Raw genomic sequence first — 14,614 nt, forward strand, 5'->3', positions numbered from 1 at the left:
TTAAAACAAATAAAGGTGGAGTGATGGATAAATCAAGGCAGCAGTTTGAAGAGTGGATAAATAAAAACCACCCTAAATGTAGTAAGTATCACAAGGATATTAGGCTTGAAGCATGGCAGGTATCACGCGACTCACTCTTATTAACTCTACCAGAAAGAGAGAAAAGTACAGGTAATTATGATTATTTCACTGATGGATATAACAGTGGAATATCAGCATGTGAAACGGTCTTATTAGATAATGGAGTGAAAATAAAAAATGAATGATAAATATAAAGCCGAGCTAATTAACGGCAAGCCAGTTATTTTATTAAATGGGAGTATGATTGAAAAAGGATTTATTTCAATTATAGATGCGGAACAAAAGGCTGATAAATTAAATCAAGCATCAATAAAAAATAACCAAGTCGAATAAAACAAAATAACCATGCAAATAATCGGATATGTATTACTCATGCTAATACAGGGTTCTGCTGTGCCTGTAACGGAAGATATATATACGCAATTGGAATGCAATAAACGTGCTGAATATTTAATGTCAGTGAGGAATATTGAAGTTGTTTGTGGCGAGGTGATTCATGGGAAGTGAACTAATTCAAATTCCAAGGAATTTGCTAGAGGAATTAGCGTCGGAGTATCAAGTTAAAATATCTTGGTTTATGGAGGCGTATAAGGGTTATTACGATGTGGTAGGTTCTAGATATAACAGGGATTACAACGATTATGTCGATAACTTTAATGTCGCCGCTGATTTATTAGGTTGGGATAAGATGGAGAAAATAGAATGAAAGATAAATATTATGCTGGATTAGAAAATTACAAAGATTGTATTGAGATTGAACCTACAACAAAGGATTGCTTTGTTTTAAATGCTCCATCTTGGAATATGGATTTAACAAAACAGGATTTGATTGATATCAGAAATACTATTAATGAAATACTAGAGGCTGATAATGAATAAATACACCGAACTATCTGACTTCGAGATTAATAAAAAGGTTGCTATTAATGTCGGTGGATTCGCACTATCTCTAATGGTTTTTGATGATCGCAATGGGGTAGTAAAAAAGAATATCCCAAATATTGGCTCGCGGGTATTCACTGAATTCAACCCATGCAACAACCCAGCCGACGCAATGACGATTATTATTGAGAATAAAATAGGAATGAATTTTGTTAATAACAATATAGGCTGGTCTGCAATTCATCAATGCATAATCAAAGGCGAGCTAGAAGTATATGGAAAGCGATACTATCGAACGGCAATGGAATTATTTTTATTAATGAAGGATGCGGAGAATGAAAAAGTATGACTTGATATTGTGCGACCCACCTTGGCCTTACAATAACAAAGTTTCAAATGGCGCAGCAGATAATCATTATAACACCACCGATTTATATTCCCTCTCTCGATTACCAATAGAAAAACACTCCTCTAAAAATGCCGTGCTGTTTATGTGGTACACCGGAAACTTTGCACTCGAAGCAATTAAATTAGCCGAAGCATGGGATTTTAAAGTTAAAAACATGTTCGGGTTCGCATGGGTGAAATTAAATAAAAATGCAGGAGATAGAATAAATAAAAAACCGCCAGAAGATTTTTTTGACTTTATGGAAATATTAAACAATGAGACAAAGATTAATTGCGGTAATTACACCCGTCAAAATGTCGAAATGTGTTTAAGAGCCACAAGAGGAAATGGATTACCTCGTAAGTCTGCAAGCGTTAGGCAAGTTATTTATTCGTGCTTAGGTGAGCACAGCGAAAAACCAAAAGAAGTCCATCATCGTTTAGAGGAATTATATGGAGATGTTCCACGGCTCGAATTATTCGCTCGTGAGAAATACGGTGATTGGGATGTATATGGCGACCAAGCAGAAGAAAGTATTCAATTAATATAAAAGGAAGAGAAAGATGGATAACTTAACTCAGTTGATGCCAAATAAATGGGTGACAGAACCGGTTTTAGTTGCTATCACAGGAATGAAACCGGGAACAATAAAGCGAGCTAGGGAAAGCTCATGGGCAATTGGCAGAGAATATATTCACGTATCGCCAGAAGGAGAACCAAAGCCAAACTCAGAGTGCATGTACAATCATCAGGCAATCAACACATGGATTGAGAGACAAATAAAGAAACAACCGAGGTGATGTAATGATTAAATATCCGACTGGGGTTGAGCTGCATAATGGCTCCCTCAGGATAAATTTCGTTTATAAAGGAAAAAGGATTAGGAAATGGCTGGCTATGCCAGATACAGCGAAGAATAGAAAAATTGCTGGTGAATAAGGCCGGGTGAGTTAACAGGATTAGCATGGGAGGATATAGACTTAGTTAAAAAGACAATAATGGTCAGAAGGAATGTTTGTGGCCCTTCCGACTTTTCATACCCGAAAACAGGTGCGAGCACTGATAGGATAATTAGTTTATTAGAGCCAGCCTTTAACTGCCTAAAGGATCAGTCTCTATATACAAAGATGACAGCTCCAATTGACGTTAAAGTAAAAACTCGTGAGTTTAATAAATATCGAACAGACTCATGCACATTTGTTTTTCAACCATCCATTGTTAGTGTGAATGGCGTTATTACTAAATTTTATTCACCGGGAGGTTTCTCGCAAATATGGAGATCATTAATTAGAAGATCTGGCGTTAGGCACAGAAAGTCATATCAAACAAGGCACACCTATGCTTGCTGGATGTTATCTGCTGGAGCGAATCCTGCATTCATTGCAACACAGATGGGGCACTCGTCATCAAAAATGGTACACGATGTTTATGGTGCTTGGATGCCTGAGAACGATCAAGACCAAATATCGCTATTAAACCAAAAATTGAATGATTCTGTCCCCTATGTGTCCCCACCGAGTCACAATAAAGGTAATATTCGACTTATATCAAATAGTTAACTCTATCACACTTGCATGCTCATAATTTCTTGATAAGCGGCAACTAGCTTATTACGCACTTGTACGCCCATTTGTAATGAGATACTGGATTTTTGCATATCCACCATCACATCATTTAATTCAACACCCGGCGTACCTAAGGTAAACGCTTGAACTTTGTTGGTTGCATTCACTCGAGTTTCATTAATTTTACCCACGGCTTGAACAAGCTGAGTTGCAAATCCTGCTTGTACTGGCTGGGGTTTCGCAATATTGGATGCTTGTAAAGTCTGGATTTGCATTTTATCCAGAACACTTTCAATAGCTGGAATTGACATATAAACCTCTGCGTTAATCATCTAATTCAATTACTGAATCAATGTCATAGTAAGGAAGTGAACCAACACGCTTACCGAGTTATACCCTAACACAGGGGCTTCATTCCAAAGCGAGTAATTAACGCAAAAGTTAAGGGCTAATTACGCCATTAAATGAAACGCAAAAGGCCAATAATGAGACACCTGAGAGTAGGTTTATTTATTTGCGTAAGGGGAGTCTGTTTTGTTACGCCACGCTTTTAGTATTCATCCCGAACTACAAGGCAAGGATTGTCTATGAATGCCGAAAAAACCGACGTTGTGAACCAGAATAAGGGTTTTAACGCCATTATTAACCGGATAAAAGCCGATCCGAAAATTCCGCTCATTATTGCGGGTTCGGCGGCTATTGCCATTTTTGTTGCTGCATTTTTATGGTTACAAAGCCCTGATTATAAAGTGCTTTATAGTAATCTTAGCGATAAAGACGGTGGCGAAATTGTCACACAGTTAACACAGATGAATGTACCTTATCGCTTGTCACAAAATGGCGCAGCGATTATGGTGCCTGACAATCAGGTTCATGAATTACGCCTGAAACTCGCACAAGCGGGGCTTCCAAAAGGCGGTGCTGCCGGTTTTGAACTGTTAGATAAAGAAAAGTTCGGGATCAGCCAATTTAGTGAACAGATTAACTATCAACGTGCACTTGAAGGTGAGCTTGCTCGCACTATCGAGACATTAGGTCCTGTACAAAATGCTCGAGTTCATTTAGCACTACCAAAACCATCTCTTTTTGTTCGTGAACAGAAATCCCCTTCTGCATCCGTTACGGTGGGTCTTTTACAGGGTAGAGCGCTGGATGAAGGTCAAATTAATGCCATCGTGCATATCGTTGCGAGCAGTGTTGCAGGTATGCCTGACAGCAGTGTGACCATCGTTGACCAAAGCGGCAAATTATTAACACAACCTGATGCGTTAGGTCGTGATCTTAACTCTATCCAACTGAAATATGTTCAAGAGCTAGAAAGCCGTTATCAGCAACGTATTGAAACGTTATTAGGCCCAATTGTAGGTCGTGGAAACGTTCATGCACAGGTGACTGCTCAAGTTGATTTCTCTCATACCGAAGAGACAGCTGAAGAGTACAAACCAAATCAGCCACCAAATCAAGCCGCAGTGCGTTCAAAACAGTTGAGCCAAAGTGAGCAAAATGGTGGCATGCTGGCTGGCGGTGTTCCTGGTGCATTATCTAATCAACCTGTTGCTCCACCACAAGCACCTATTGAAGCGCCAAAAGCGCAAGAAGGTGAGAAAACAGATGATGCTAATGCAACCAATTCAGCCAATACAGCGGGTACAAATCGTACATTAACGCGTAATCCAAACAGCAATAGCCGTTTAGATGAAACAACCAACTATGAAGTTGATCGCCGAATTCGCCATATCAAGCGTCCAGTAGGCAATGTTGAGCGTCTTTCTGTCGCTGTTATTGTGAATTACAAAACAGTTGAAGATAAGAAAGAAGCCGCTGAAGGCGAAGAGCCTGTTGTTGAAACTAAACTTGTTCCGCTAACTGATGAACAAATTCAGCAAATTGAAGGACTTGTTCGTGAAGCGATGGGATATTCCCAAGAACGTGGTGACTCTTTAAGTGTCGTGAACTCGCAGTTCAACGATATTGAAGAGAAAGTGATCACCATTCCTGTATGGGAAAATCCAGAAATTCTTGCTAAAGCATTAGATTTAGGTCGCTGGTTATTACTTGTCATCATCGCATGGATCTTATGGCGCAAACTGGTGAAACCACAGATTGAAAAACGCCGTGAAGCTGAAGTTGCTGCACAGAAAGCCGTGCTGAAAACCAAGCTACAAGTTAAAGATGATGTTGATGAAGCAGAATTAGATGACGAAGCAAGACGTAAACAAGCACGTAAACGTGTGAGTGCCGAATTGCAGAGCCAACGTATCCGAGAAATGGCAGAGAAAGATCCTCGTGTCGTCGCAATGGTAATTCGTCAATGGATGAGTAAAGAACAATGAGTAATAACTTAACTGGAACCGAAAAAAGCGCCGTTATGTTACTAACACTGGGTGAAGACCGAGCGGCGGAAGTATTTAAACATCTAAGTACACGCGAAGTTCAGCAGCTGAGTATTGCAATGTCTTCAATGCGTCATATCTCAAATCAACAATTGATTGATGTTATGGCAAGCTTTGAAGAAGATGCGGTTCAATACGCGGCATTGAACGTCAATGCGAACGATTATTTACGCTCTGTTCTTGTTAAAGCCTTGGGTGAAGAACGTGCGAATAATCTATTAGATGAGATCTCTGAAACTCGCGAAACAACAACGGGTATCGAGACACTTAACTTTATGGAGCCACAAATGGCTGCCGATATTATCCGCGACGAACATCCGCAGATTATCGCAACTATCTTGGTTCACCTCAAACGGGGTCAAGCGGCAGATATTCTTGCCCTGTTTGATGAGAAATTACGTAATGACGTGATGTTACGTATCGCAACATTTGGGGGTGTTCAACCGTCAGCATTAGCAGAGTTAACTGAAGTACTGAATAACCTGCTTGATGGTCAAAACCTCAAACGCAGTAAAATGGGTGGTGTTCGTACTGCTGCTGAAATCATCAACTTGATGAAGAGCCAGCAAGAAGAGAATGTCATTACTGCGGTTCGCGATTACGACGGCGAATTGGCACAAAAAATTATCGACGAAATGTTCCTGTTCGAAAACCTTATCGATATCGACAACCGTTCTATCCAGCGCATTCTACAGGAAGTGGAATCCGACTCCTTGGTTGTGGCATTGAAAGGATGCGATCAAGAGCTGCGCGATCACTTCCTCAACAATATGTCGCAACGTGCTGCTGAAATCATGCGTGATGACTTGAATTCTCGTGGCCCTGTACGTATGTCTCAAGTGGAAGCAGAGCAGAAAGCAATTCTGCTTGTGGTACGCAAATTAGCAGAGACTGGAGAGGTTGTTCTTCATGGAGGAGACGATACCTATGTCTGATAAACATACTGATACTAACTGGAAGCCTTGGGTTCCCAAAGAACTCACTGATTGGGCATTAACTGTCGAGGAAACGACAGAAGACGAAAAGGAAGTCGAAAAACAGGAAAAAGAAGTTGTTCAGCAACAGAAAGTCCTTGAGCAAATCAATATGCTTGATGACATGAAAGACAAGGCCCAGAAATTGGGCCACGCTGAAGGCTTTGAGGCAGGGAAAAACCAGGGTTATCAGGAAGGCTATCAGGCTGGATTACAATCAGGTATTGAAGAAGGCATTCGCCAAGGCATTGCTCAACAATCACCATTAATTAATGAGTGGCAAGGATTGTTGGCTGAATTTAGACACTCTTTAAATGGGTTAGACAGTGTTATCGCTTCACGTTTAATGCAAATCGCCCTCACTGCGGCAAAAGAAGTTCTGGGTCAGCCTGCTGTTTGTGATGGGTCTGCATTACTGGCGCAAATCACCTTAATGTTGCAACAAGAACAAATGTTTACAAACAACCCACAGTTAAGAGTTAACCCAAAACATATTCCACAAATTGAAAAAGAGCTGGGTGATTCACTTTCTGCTCATGGTTGGAAAGTGGTTGCCGATAACAGTATTCATGTTGGTGGATGCCGTGTTGTGACAAATGATGGCGATCTTGATGCCACGATTGCAACTCGTTGGCATGAGCTTTGCCGTCTTGCTGCTCCGGAGGCGTTGTAATGACAGCAAGATTGGGGCGTTGGTTAGAAAAACTCAGTGAGGCAGAAGCGCGTTTAAATAAAATTCCGCGTGTACGTCAATATGGTCGTTTAACCAGAGCAACAGGTTTAGTCATGGAAGCTAAGGGGCTTGTTATGCCCCTTGGCTCTACGTGTTTAATAGAACGTACCATTGGTAAAACTGTTGAAGAAGTTGAAAGTGAAGTTGTTGGGTTCAATGGTAGCCAAATGTTGTTAATGCCTTTACAGGAAGTCGAGGGATTAACACCGGGAGCCCGTGTTTATGCACAGGCTACTCCAGGTGGTGAAAATGAAGGTCGCCAATTGCCTCTTGGAGATGCGCTGTTAGGGCGTGTTTTAGATGGCTCTGGTTATCCTTTAGATGGTTTACCACCTCCAGATACAGGTTATCGTGCACCACTGATCACGCCACCTATCAACCCGCTACAGCGAACACCGATTACAGATGTTCTTGATGTGGGTGTACGTGCAATTAATGCATTATTAACGGTTGGTCGCGGTCAGCGTATGGGGCTTTTTGCAGGCTCTGGTGTAGGTAAAAGTGTGCTATTAGGCATGATGGCGCGTTTTACTCAAGCTGATGTCATTGTTGTTGGATTAATTGGTGAACGTGGACGTGAAGTTAAAGACTTTATCGAAAATATTCTCGGTACAGAAGGCTTAGCACGCTCTGTGGTTGTCGCCGCACCTGCTGACGTATCACCACTTCTTCGTATGCAAGGCGCTTCTTATGCAACGCGTATTGCTGAAGATTTTCGTGATCGTGGAAAACATGTCTTACTGATTATGGATTCACTCACACGTTACAGTATGGCGCAACGTGAAATTGCCCTTGCTGTAGGCGAGCCACCAGCAACCAAAGGCTATCCACCTTCTGTCTTTGCTAAATTGCCAGCATTGGTCGAACGTGCGGGAAATGGCGTTGATGGTGGCGGTTCTATCACGGCTTTCTATACTGTTTTAACAGAAGGTGATGATCAGCAAGATCCCATCGCAGACTCTGCGCGTGCGATTTTGGATGGCCACATTGTGCTTTCGCGTTCTCTTGCAGAATCTGGGCACTACCCTGCTATCGACATCGAAGCTTCTATTAGCCGTGCAATGACGTCACTGATTGATAAAACACATTATCGTCGCGTACAAGTGTTTAAACAGCTGTTGTCTAGTTATCAACGTAACCGCGATTTAATTAACGTAGGTGCTTATGCTGCGGGTAGTGATCCTATGCTTGATAAAGCCATTGCGCTTTATCCGTCCCTCGCGAAGTTCTTACAACAAGATATCCAAGAGCAATGCAGTTATCAAAGTGCATGTGAGCAACTTAATCAACTGATCACAGTAAACTAATTCTGAACATAATCAGAGAAAGTAAAGAGGGTTCCAATGCGGGAGCAGTCACCTTTAGTGACACTGAGAGAACTGGCACAGACAGCGGCTGAACAAGCCGCTATTCAACTGGCTCAGGTCCGGCAGAGTCATCAACAAATGGAACAGCAACTCAATATGTTGATTGGGTATCAGGATGAATACCGTGTACGTCTAAATGAAACGTTGAATTTAGGGGGGATGTCGTCAGCATCATGGCAAAACTACCAACAATTTCTCAAAACGCTCGAATTGACTATCGAACAACATAAACAACAACTTCAACATTGGCAGTCGCAGCTTGATCTAGCAACTGAACAATGGAGAGAAAAACAGCAACGACTCAATGCATTTGAGACTTTGGAGCAACGCGCTGAAGATAGCCGTAAGCGACATCTTGATCGTATTGAACAGAAACAAATGGACGAGTACGCACAGCGTAGTACTTTACGGAGAACAACTTGATGGAGATAACGCTTCTGACCATGGATGTCGCTGCAGCCTCTCCGGGAACGACATCCGCTTCAAATAGTCAGCCCGGTGATAATGCCCCGACATTTGCTCAGCTTTTGGGCTCTCAACCCCAAAATGCACAGAGTGATAAAAAGACAGCCAATATCACAAACCATTCAACAAAAGAAAACAAAGCACATTCACACTCTGATGAAGACAAAACAAAAGAAGACGGTAGTCATCTTGCGTCTGTCACCACAGAACCCAATGTGACAGAAGAGTCATCGCTTGATAAATCTCAATTGACTCTTACTTTGCCGGATAATGAACAATTTGCGGCTATTGTTGAAAATAAAACCGCTTCTTTATTAATGTCGGCAGAAGAGCTTGCCGCTGAACTTCCCGTTCAGTTAGCCGGGCTACCTGGATTAAAACGTCTTACCCTTCCCTCAGAGCAACTGACTCAAGCATTACAACAGCCTCAATCAGTTCAACGTGATGAAAGTTTAGCTTCGTTAGCACGTACTATTTCAAAAGATAGCGATATGTCGGACTTCAACCTTACCGACAAGCTAAACCTATCAAAATCAGATGAAAAGTCCTTGTTAACTCAGCTACGTCCAGAGACAGCGACATTAGCAACAGAAAGTACACTTGTTGGTGCTCATCAAACAGAAAAGCCTTCTGCAAAAAAAGTGGATAGCATCGCAACGCTTTTAACGCCAACAGCAGAAAAAGTGAATGCATTGTTAAATGGCGATAAGCAAGTTACAAATGCAAAATTAGCCGACAATGTTTCTCAGCAATTGGCGACAAGTCATCGTGTTGTAGAAAGCGATCTTCACCATACCCTTTCTACTTCTTCTTTGGCGTCACAAAGTATTACGGCTCATGCTCACTCTTCAACACAACCACAAATGCAATTTTCACCGATGGCAACACAGGTATTAAGTGCACAAGTGGGAACACAAGAGTGGCAACAGCAACTAAATCAACAAATTGTGATGTTTAGTCGTAATGGCTTACAAAAGGCAGAACTACGTTTACACCCTGAAGAGCTAGGTTCATTGCATATCCGCATGAAAATAGAAGATGGGCAAGCGCAGTTGCACCTTGCTTCACAAAACGGACAAGTTCGTTCTGTATTAGAAAATGCCATGCATCAATTGCGTCAAGCTCTCTCTGAAAATGGGATCCAGCTCACGCAGAGTCAGGTATCTAGCGACACTCATGACAATTGGCAACAACAAAATATGTCAGATTCCTCTCAATTTAGTGGAGATGGTGCCGATAATCATCAAGGAAGCGAGGGTAATTCAATGCAATTAGCCTCTGAAACGGCACTACAAAAGATAACCCTTACGCCTCAAGAATTAGCATCTGCTCGTGGTGGTGTCGATATTTTTGCCTAATACAAATGTATTGGGAGGACACACTATGTCAATAAACGTAAGAGTTAATGGTTTTTTCCCTATCTGTTTCTGCAATTAAAAAACAGAAATAGCGGGATAATTAAGGTTGATTTAGATGGATATGGAAGTCCACAACAGTGAACACGTATCCACTACAAAACAGGAATTTAACTGTCCATGTCTAATTACAGCAATGAACGTAAAAGCTATAGCTTAATTCTGATCATCGTATTATTGGTGATCGCCATTATTGCAGCGGCATTCGGTGGATATAGTTGGTGGGCATTGAAGCATGCTAAATCAGGTTCAGCGGGCACAAGTCAGCAAAAAGTTATACCAGCACCCGTTTTTATGTCATTAGAACCCTTTACGGTAAATCTAATTGATGACGAAGAACACTTAGACAGGGTTCTCTACATTGGCATCACATTAAGATTGCATAATGATGAGACTCGTAAGCGTCTACATGATTATTTACCTGAGGTTCGTAGCCGCTTGTTATTACTGCTTTCTCGTCAACAGGCTAATAAGCTCGCGACAGACAATGGAAAACTCCAGCTAATGACGGATGTAAAAGAAACGCTGAGACCGACTCTCGTACCGGGAGAATCTGAACAGATCCTCTCCGATGTACTGTTTACCACGTTTATTCTGCGATAATCATTATGAGCGATAATATCCTTTCACAGGCAGAGATTGATGCTCTGCTGAATGATGACACATCAGGTGACGACGCCAAAAAAAGCGCGAAAAGGGAACCTGCGATAGCGAAGGATCCGAATGAACCGGATATTCAGCCTTATGACCCCAACACGCAACGTCGTGTGGTTCGAGAACGTTTACAGTCGTTAGAAATTATTAACGAACGCTTTGCGCGTCAATTCCGTATGGGGCTGTTTAATATGCTCCGTCGGAGTCCTGACATTACTGTTGGTGGCGTTAAAATTCACCCTTATCACGACTTTGCTCGTAACTTACCTGTGCCAACAAACCTTAACTTGGTGCATTTAAAGCCTTTACGAGGAACCGCGTTATTTACCTTTGAACCGAATCTGGTTTATATCGCAGTAGATAACCTGTTTGGTGGTGATGGCCGTTTTCCAATCCCTGTGGAAGGACGTGAATTTACCAACACAGAGCAGCGGATCATCAACAAAATGTTGAAATTGGCACTTGATGCCTATCGTGATGCTTGGGATTCCATATTCAAGATCCAGGTGGAATATGTTCGTTCTGAAATGCAGGTGAAATTTACCAATATCACCTCATCACCGAATGACATTGTTGTTACGACACCTTTTCAGGTAGAAATTGGTTCAATGGTTGGGGAATTTAGTATTTGTATTCCATTTGCCATGATTGAGCCATTACGTGAACGACTGATCAATCCACCAATTGAAAATGTTCGTCAAGAAGATGGGGTTTGGTTAGATAGTTTAGTCAACCAAGTTCAGCATTCAGAGCTTGAACTGGTCGCAAACTTTACTGACATCCCACTGCGTTTATCAAAAGTGTTAACACTTAAAGAAGGGGATGTTATCCCGATTGATAAACCAGAAAGATTGATTGCACATGTTGATGGTGTGCCCGTATTAACAAGCCAATACGGTACAGTAAATGGGCAATATGCCCTTCGTGTTGAACACCTAATTAACCCTGTTTTAAACGCTCTGGATGAGGAACAAACCAATGAGTGATGCAAATCGCCCAACTGATAATTCACAATCGGCTGAGGATATGTGGGCTGATGCAATGGAACAGCAAACTGGGAAAAGCCAGGATAATAGTTCCGATCTATTTGAACATCTTTTACCTGAAGACGATGCGCTGAACCATCTATCTGATATTAATTTGATTATGGATATTCCAGTCAAATTAACCGTAGAGTTAGGTCGCACCAAAATGACCATTAAAAAATTACTTAGCCTGTCACAAGGTTCGGTCGTTTCATTGGATGGTTTAGCTGGTGAGCCTCTTGATATTCTTATCAATGGTTATTTAATTGCTCAAGGTGAAGTTGTGGTTGTTTCTGATAAATACGGTATTCGCATTACCGATATCATTACACCATCAGAACGTATGCGTCGTCTGAGCCGTTAATCTATGGAACAGCTTCCTTCCTTTTCCAGCCAAGGTGCGGTAAATACTACCGCACCCGCTACAACACAAACTGTTCAAACACCTGCACAACCGTTGCCTGTAGGTCAAAGCCTTGCTCAAGTTAGCACGGCACTTGCAGGCATCATCGTTCTTATTATTGTTGCTATGTGGTTATTTCGCCGTTTTGGCTTTACCCGTGGCTCATTTAAAGGAACGACAGCAAAGCTTAACGTCAAAGCAAGTTGTTCATTAGGTGCGAAAGAGCGTGTGGTGGTCGTTGAAATAGAACAGGAATGGCTCGTATTAGGGGTAACTGCATCACAGGTAAATCTGCTGCATAAATTACCCGTCCCTGATAATGCCACGCAGGAAGCGACCTCATCACCAACATCGCCATTGTTTACTCAAATATTACAAAAAACGCTAAAGCGAGATAAAGGCAACTCATAATGCATCAATGTGTCACTTTTTTTAACGCATTAAAGCGTTGGCGTCTCTTCGCTAGTGTGCTGGTTTTAATCTTGTTACCTACCAGTGCGTTTGCCCAATTTCCGGGTGTGATTACACAGCCTTTACCGGGTGGTGGTCAAAGTTGGTCATTACCAGTACAAACATTAATCTTCATTACAGCGTTGGGATTTATTCCTGCTGTTTTGCTGATGATGACAAGTTTTACCCGCATTATTATTGTTCTTGGATTATTACGTAATGCTTTAGGTACGCCTTCTGCACCACCAAACCAAGTGGTTCTCGGTTTGGCATTATTTATGACCTTTTTCATTATGGCACCGGTTTTTGATAAAATTTATCAAGATGCCTATATGCCATTTACTGAAGATCAAATTACCTTCGAGCAAGCTTTAGAAAATGGCGCTAAACCTTTGCGTCAATTTATGATGCAACAAACTCGTGAAACTGACTTGGCTCTATTTGCTCGTCTTGCCGATGCACCCGCGTTTGAAACTCGTGAAAGTGTACCAATGCGAATTTTAGTGCCTGCTTATATTACGAGTGAGCTAAAAACCGCCTTCCAAATCGGTTTTATGATTTTTATTCCTTTTCTTATTATCGACTTAGTTGTTGCCAGTGTATTGATGGCGCTAGGTATGATGATGGTGCCCCCTGCCACAGTTTCATTGCCATTTAAACTCATGCTTTTTGTTTTAGTCGATGGTTGGCAATTAATACTAGGCTCACTTGCACAAAGCTTTTTTAATTAGCGCTGAGGTAATCCCATGACACCAGAATCCGTCTTAGCACTAGGTACTGAAGCGATGAAAATCGCTTTATCACTAGCGGGTCCTCTTTTGTTGTCTGCTCTGGTGACAGGTCTTGTGATCAGTATGCTTCAAGCTGCAACGCAGATAAACGAAATGACATTATCGTTTATTCCAAAAATTCTTGCTGTATTAGCCGCAATTTTAGTTGCTGGTCCTTGGATGTTAAGTTTACTTGTCGATTATATGCATAACTTATTTACAGGCATTCCTGGGATGATTGGTTAATAGCAATGATAACCCTGACCAGTGAAATGCTTAACGGCTACATTAGTGATTTTTTCTGGCCATTTGTGCGTATACTTGCCCTTTTTAGTACCGCACCGCTATTTAGTGAAAAACAGACGCCTAAAAAGTTCCGCATTGCACTCGCCTTTTTAATTACTGCATTAATCGCACCAGGCTTACCACAGAGTAATGTGCCTTTATTCTCGCTTATTGCCTTTTGGGTGCTGTTGCAACAAATTTTAATTGGCACAATTCTAGGGTTATCAATGCAACTGGCATTTGCTTCTGTTCGTCATGCCGGTGAAGTCATTGGTTTACAGATGGGGCTTTCATTCGCTACCTTCGTCGATCCATCAGGTGGCCCTAACATGCCTATTCTGGCACGTATTTTTAATATGCTAACAATGCTGTTATTTATGGTCTTTGATGGTCATTTATGGTTATTGTCTGTATTAGTTGATACATTTTATGTTGTTCCTATTGGAAATCAGACTTTTAACTCATTAGGTATCCTGACTTTAGTGCAAAGTGGCGGCACAATCTTTATTAACGGTATGATGTTAGCCATGCCATTAATCACCCTACTTTTAGTCCTCAACCTTTCATTAGGTATTCTAAATCGTATGACACCACAACTTTCTGTCTTTGTGGTGGGCTTCCCTCTTACGCTGACTATCGGTATGTTAGCATTATCCATGATCATGCCTGCACTACCTGTGTTTACAGAGCGTGTCTTTAGTGATACGTTTAATCGCATCACATTGATATTGCAACAATTAGTTTCTTGATATGGGCTAATAATC

General features: G+C 41.5%; 22 protein-coding genes and 1 pseudogene. 22 read left to right on the top strand and 1 reads right to left on the bottom strand.

All coding sequences use genetic code 11. The features are described from left to right. Positions 1–23: 23 nt before the first annotated feature. From B6258_RS13760 to B6258_RS13790, 9 genes and pseudogenes are all read left to right on the top strand, one after another. Positions 24–266, top strand: coding sequence for a phiTE_015 family protein (locus B6258_RS13760; RefSeq protein ID WP_099075745.1), 243 nt, complete (start codon positions 24–26; stop codon positions 264–266). Next, a complete protein-coding gene (locus tag B6258_RS18090) occupies positions 259–414 on the top strand; it encodes a hypothetical protein (RefSeq protein ID WP_164996178.1) in 156 nt (51 codons plus the stop codon). Before B6258_RS13760 ends, B6258_RS18090 begins: the two co-directional genes overlap by 8 nt. Positions 415–577: 163 nt before the next feature. Next, entirely contained in the window at positions 578–787 is a 210-nt protein-coding gene (locus B6258_RS13765; RefSeq protein ID WP_099075746.1) for a hypothetical protein, read from the top strand. Continuing rightward, complete coding sequence (locus tag B6258_RS18095) at positions 784–960, top strand: hypothetical protein (RefSeq protein WP_164996179.1); 177 nt, start codon at positions 784–786, stop codon at positions 958–960. Before B6258_RS13765 ends, B6258_RS18095 begins: the two co-directional genes overlap by 4 nt. Next, positions 953–1,312 (top strand): phage protein NinX family protein, encoded by a 360-nt coding sequence (locus tag B6258_RS13770; protein WP_099075747.1) that lies wholly within the window; start codon positions 953–955, stop codon positions 1,310–1,312. Before B6258_RS18095 ends, B6258_RS13770 begins: the two co-directional genes overlap by 8 nt. Then, positions 1,299–1,901, top strand: a complete 603-nt coding sequence (locus tag B6258_RS13775; protein WP_099075748.1) for an MT-A70 family methyltransferase — start codon at positions 1,299–1,301, stop codon at positions 1,899–1,901. The genes B6258_RS13770 and B6258_RS13775 overlap by 14 nt, the downstream gene beginning before the upstream one ends. 13 nt (positions 1,902–1,914) lie before the next feature. Beyond that, on the top strand, positions 1,915–2,151 hold the full coding sequence (gene xisR, locus B6258_RS13780; RefSeq protein ID WP_098942432.1) for an excisionase family protein: 237 nt from the start codon (positions 1,915–1,917) through the stop codon (positions 2,149–2,151). A gap of 4 nt (positions 2,152–2,155) precedes the next feature. Next, positions 2,156–2,287: pseudogene (locus tag B6258_RS13785) on the top strand (Arm DNA-binding domain-containing protein); the annotation flags it as partial. Positions 2,288–2,346: 59 nt separating this feature from the next. After that, positions 2,347–2,910, top strand: a complete 564-nt coding sequence (locus tag B6258_RS13790) for a tyrosine-type recombinase/integrase (protein ID WP_338064499.1) — start codon at positions 2,347–2,349, stop codon at positions 2,908–2,910. 5 nt (positions 2,911–2,915) lie between these two features. Here the strand turns inward: B6258_RS13790 and fliE are convergent, their stop codons facing one another. Beyond that, positions 2,916–3,227, bottom strand: a complete 312-nt coding sequence (gene fliE, locus B6258_RS13795; RefSeq protein ID WP_004248328.1) for a flagellar hook-basal body complex protein FliE — start codon at positions 3,225–3,227, stop codon at positions 2,916–2,918. 276 nt (positions 3,228–3,503) lie between these two features. Here fliE and fliF point away from each other — a divergent pair, with 276 nt between their 5' ends. The 13 genes from fliF (at position 3,504) to fliR (ending at position 14,599) form a co-directional block, all read left to right on the top strand. Then, positions 3,504–5,249: a flagellar basal-body MS-ring/collar protein FliF gene (fliF, locus tag B6258_RS13800; protein ID WP_099075751.1), complete on the top strand. Its 1,746-nt coding sequence runs from the start codon at positions 3,504–3,506 to the stop codon at positions 5,247–5,249. Then, on the top strand, positions 5,246–6,244 hold the full coding sequence (gene fliG / locus B6258_RS13805) for a flagellar motor switch protein FliG (RefSeq protein ID WP_006533145.1): 999 nt from the start codon (positions 5,246–5,248) through the stop codon (positions 6,242–6,244). Before fliF ends, fliG begins: the two co-directional genes overlap by 4 nt. After that, positions 6,237–6,956 (top strand): flagellar assembly protein FliH, encoded by a 720-nt coding sequence (gene fliH / locus B6258_RS13810; RefSeq protein ID WP_099075752.1) that lies wholly within the window; start codon positions 6,237–6,239, stop codon positions 6,954–6,956. The genes fliG and fliH overlap by 8 nt, the downstream gene beginning before the upstream one ends. Continuing rightward, positions 6,956–8,323, top strand: coding sequence for a flagellar protein export ATPase FliI (gene fliI / locus B6258_RS13815; RefSeq protein WP_099075753.1), 1,368 nt, complete (start codon positions 6,956–6,958; stop codon positions 8,321–8,323). Before fliH ends, fliI begins: the two co-directional genes overlap by 1 nt. 36 nt (positions 8,324–8,359) lie before the next feature. Beyond that, complete coding sequence (fliJ, locus tag B6258_RS13820; protein ID WP_099075754.1) at positions 8,360–8,806, top strand: flagellar export protein FliJ; 447 nt, start codon at positions 8,360–8,362, stop codon at positions 8,804–8,806. Then, entirely contained in the window at positions 8,806–10,206 is a 1,401-nt protein-coding gene (locus tag B6258_RS13825) for a flagellar hook-length control protein FliK (RefSeq protein WP_099075755.1), read from the top strand. Before fliJ ends, B6258_RS13825 begins: the two co-directional genes overlap by 1 nt. Before the next feature lie 177 nt (positions 10,207–10,383). Beyond that, positions 10,384–10,866, top strand: a complete 483-nt coding sequence (fliL, locus tag B6258_RS13830) for a flagellar basal body-associated protein FliL (RefSeq protein WP_099075756.1) — start codon at positions 10,384–10,386, stop codon at positions 10,864–10,866. A 5-nt stretch (positions 10,867–10,871) separates the two neighbouring features. Further along, positions 10,872–11,903, top strand: a complete 1,032-nt coding sequence (gene fliM, locus B6258_RS13835) for a flagellar motor switch protein FliM (protein WP_099075757.1) — start codon at positions 10,872–10,874, stop codon at positions 11,901–11,903. Beyond that, a complete protein-coding gene (fliN, locus tag B6258_RS13840) occupies positions 11,896–12,306 on the top strand; it encodes a flagellar motor switch protein FliN (protein WP_023581830.1) in 411 nt (136 codons plus the stop codon). Before fliM ends, fliN begins: the two co-directional genes overlap by 8 nt. 3 nt (positions 12,307–12,309) lie before the next feature. Continuing rightward, positions 12,310–12,756, top strand: coding sequence for a flagellar biosynthetic protein FliO (gene fliO, locus B6258_RS13845; RefSeq protein ID WP_099075758.1), 447 nt, complete (start codon positions 12,310–12,312; stop codon positions 12,754–12,756). Beyond that, the gene (gene fliP, locus B6258_RS13850; protein ID WP_099075759.1) at positions 12,756–13,526 is read left to right on the top strand and encodes a flagellar type III secretion system pore protein FliP; all 771 of its coding nucleotides are present in this window, start codon (positions 12,756–12,758) and stop codon (positions 13,524–13,526) included. Before fliO ends, fliP begins: the two co-directional genes overlap by 1 nt. 15 nt (positions 13,527–13,541) lie before the next feature. After that, positions 13,542–13,811: a flagellar biosynthesis protein FliQ gene (gene fliQ, locus B6258_RS13855; RefSeq protein WP_069367481.1), complete on the top strand. Its 270-nt coding sequence runs from the start codon at positions 13,542–13,544 to the stop codon at positions 13,809–13,811. A gap of 5 nt (positions 13,812–13,816) precedes the next feature. Continuing rightward, positions 13,817–14,599, top strand: coding sequence for a flagellar biosynthetic protein FliR (gene fliR / locus B6258_RS13860; RefSeq protein WP_099075760.1), 783 nt, complete (start codon positions 13,817–13,819; stop codon positions 14,597–14,599). Positions 14,600–14,614: the final 15 nt, after the last annotated feature.

The sequence above is a fragment of the Proteus alimentorum genome (genome assembly GCF_002607735.1).
Taxonomy (GTDB): Bacteria; Pseudomonadota; Gammaproteobacteria; order Enterobacterales; family Enterobacteriaceae; genus Proteus; species Proteus alimentorum.

Coding starts and splice junctions, on each gene's coding strand:
- fliJ (WP_099075754.1), top strand. CDS start 8,360: ATGCGGGAGCAGTCACCTTTAGTGACACTGAGAGAACTGGCACAGACA.
- fliI (WP_099075753.1), top strand. CDS start 6,956: ATGACAGCAAGATTGGGGCGTTGGTTAGAAAAACTCAGTGAGGCAGAA.
- B6258_RS13770 (WP_099075747.1), top strand. CDS start 953: ATGAATAAATACACCGAACTATCTGACTTCGAGATTAATAAAAAGGTT.
- xisR (WP_098942432.1), top strand. CDS start 1,915: ATGGATAACTTAACTCAGTTGATGCCAAATAAATGGGTGACAGAACCG.
- fliF (WP_099075751.1), top strand. CDS start 3,504: ATGAATGCCGAAAAAACCGACGTTGTGAACCAGAATAAGGGTTTTAAC.
- fliL (WP_099075756.1), top strand. CDS start 10,384: ATGTCTAATTACAGCAATGAACGTAAAAGCTATAGCTTAATTCTGATC.
- fliH (WP_099075752.1), top strand. CDS start 6,237: ATGTCTGATAAACATACTGATACTAACTGGAAGCCTTGGGTTCCCAAA.
- fliP (WP_099075759.1), top strand. CDS start 12,756: ATGCATCAATGTGTCACTTTTTTTAACGCATTAAAGCGTTGGCGTCTC.
- fliM (WP_099075757.1), top strand. CDS start 10,872: ATGAGCGATAATATCCTTTCACAGGCAGAGATTGATGCTCTGCTGAAT.
- fliQ (WP_069367481.1), top strand. CDS start 13,542: ATGACACCAGAATCCGTCTTAGCACTAGGTACTGAAGCGATGAAAATC.
- fliG (WP_006533145.1), top strand. CDS start 5,246: ATGAGTAATAACTTAACTGGAACCGAAAAAAGCGCCGTTATGTTACTA.
- B6258_RS13760 (WP_099075745.1), top strand. CDS start 24: ATGGATAAATCAAGGCAGCAGTTTGAAGAGTGGATAAATAAAAACCAC.
- fliR (WP_099075760.1), top strand. CDS start 13,817: ATGATAACCCTGACCAGTGAAATGCTTAACGGCTACATTAGTGATTTT.
- B6258_RS13775 (WP_099075748.1), top strand. CDS start 1,299: ATGAAAAAGTATGACTTGATATTGTGCGACCCACCTTGGCCTTACAAT.
- fliE (WP_004248328.1), bottom strand. CDS start 3,227: ATGTCAATTCCAGCTATTGAAAGTGTTCTGGATAAAATGCAAATCCAG.
- B6258_RS18095 (WP_164996179.1), top strand. CDS start 784: ATGAAAGATAAATATTATGCTGGATTAGAAAATTACAAAGATTGTATT.
- fliO (WP_099075758.1), top strand. CDS start 12,310: ATGGAACAGCTTCCTTCCTTTTCCAGCCAAGGTGCGGTAAATACTACC.
- B6258_RS13825 (WP_099075755.1), top strand. CDS start 8,806: ATGGAGATAACGCTTCTGACCATGGATGTCGCTGCAGCCTCTCCGGGA.
- B6258_RS13765 (WP_099075746.1), top strand. CDS start 578: ATGGGAAGTGAACTAATTCAAATTCCAAGGAATTTGCTAGAGGAATTA.
- B6258_RS18090 (WP_164996178.1), top strand. CDS start 259: ATGAATGATAAATATAAAGCCGAGCTAATTAACGGCAAGCCAGTTATT.
- fliN (WP_023581830.1), top strand. CDS start 11,896: ATGAGTGATGCAAATCGCCCAACTGATAATTCACAATCGGCTGAGGAT.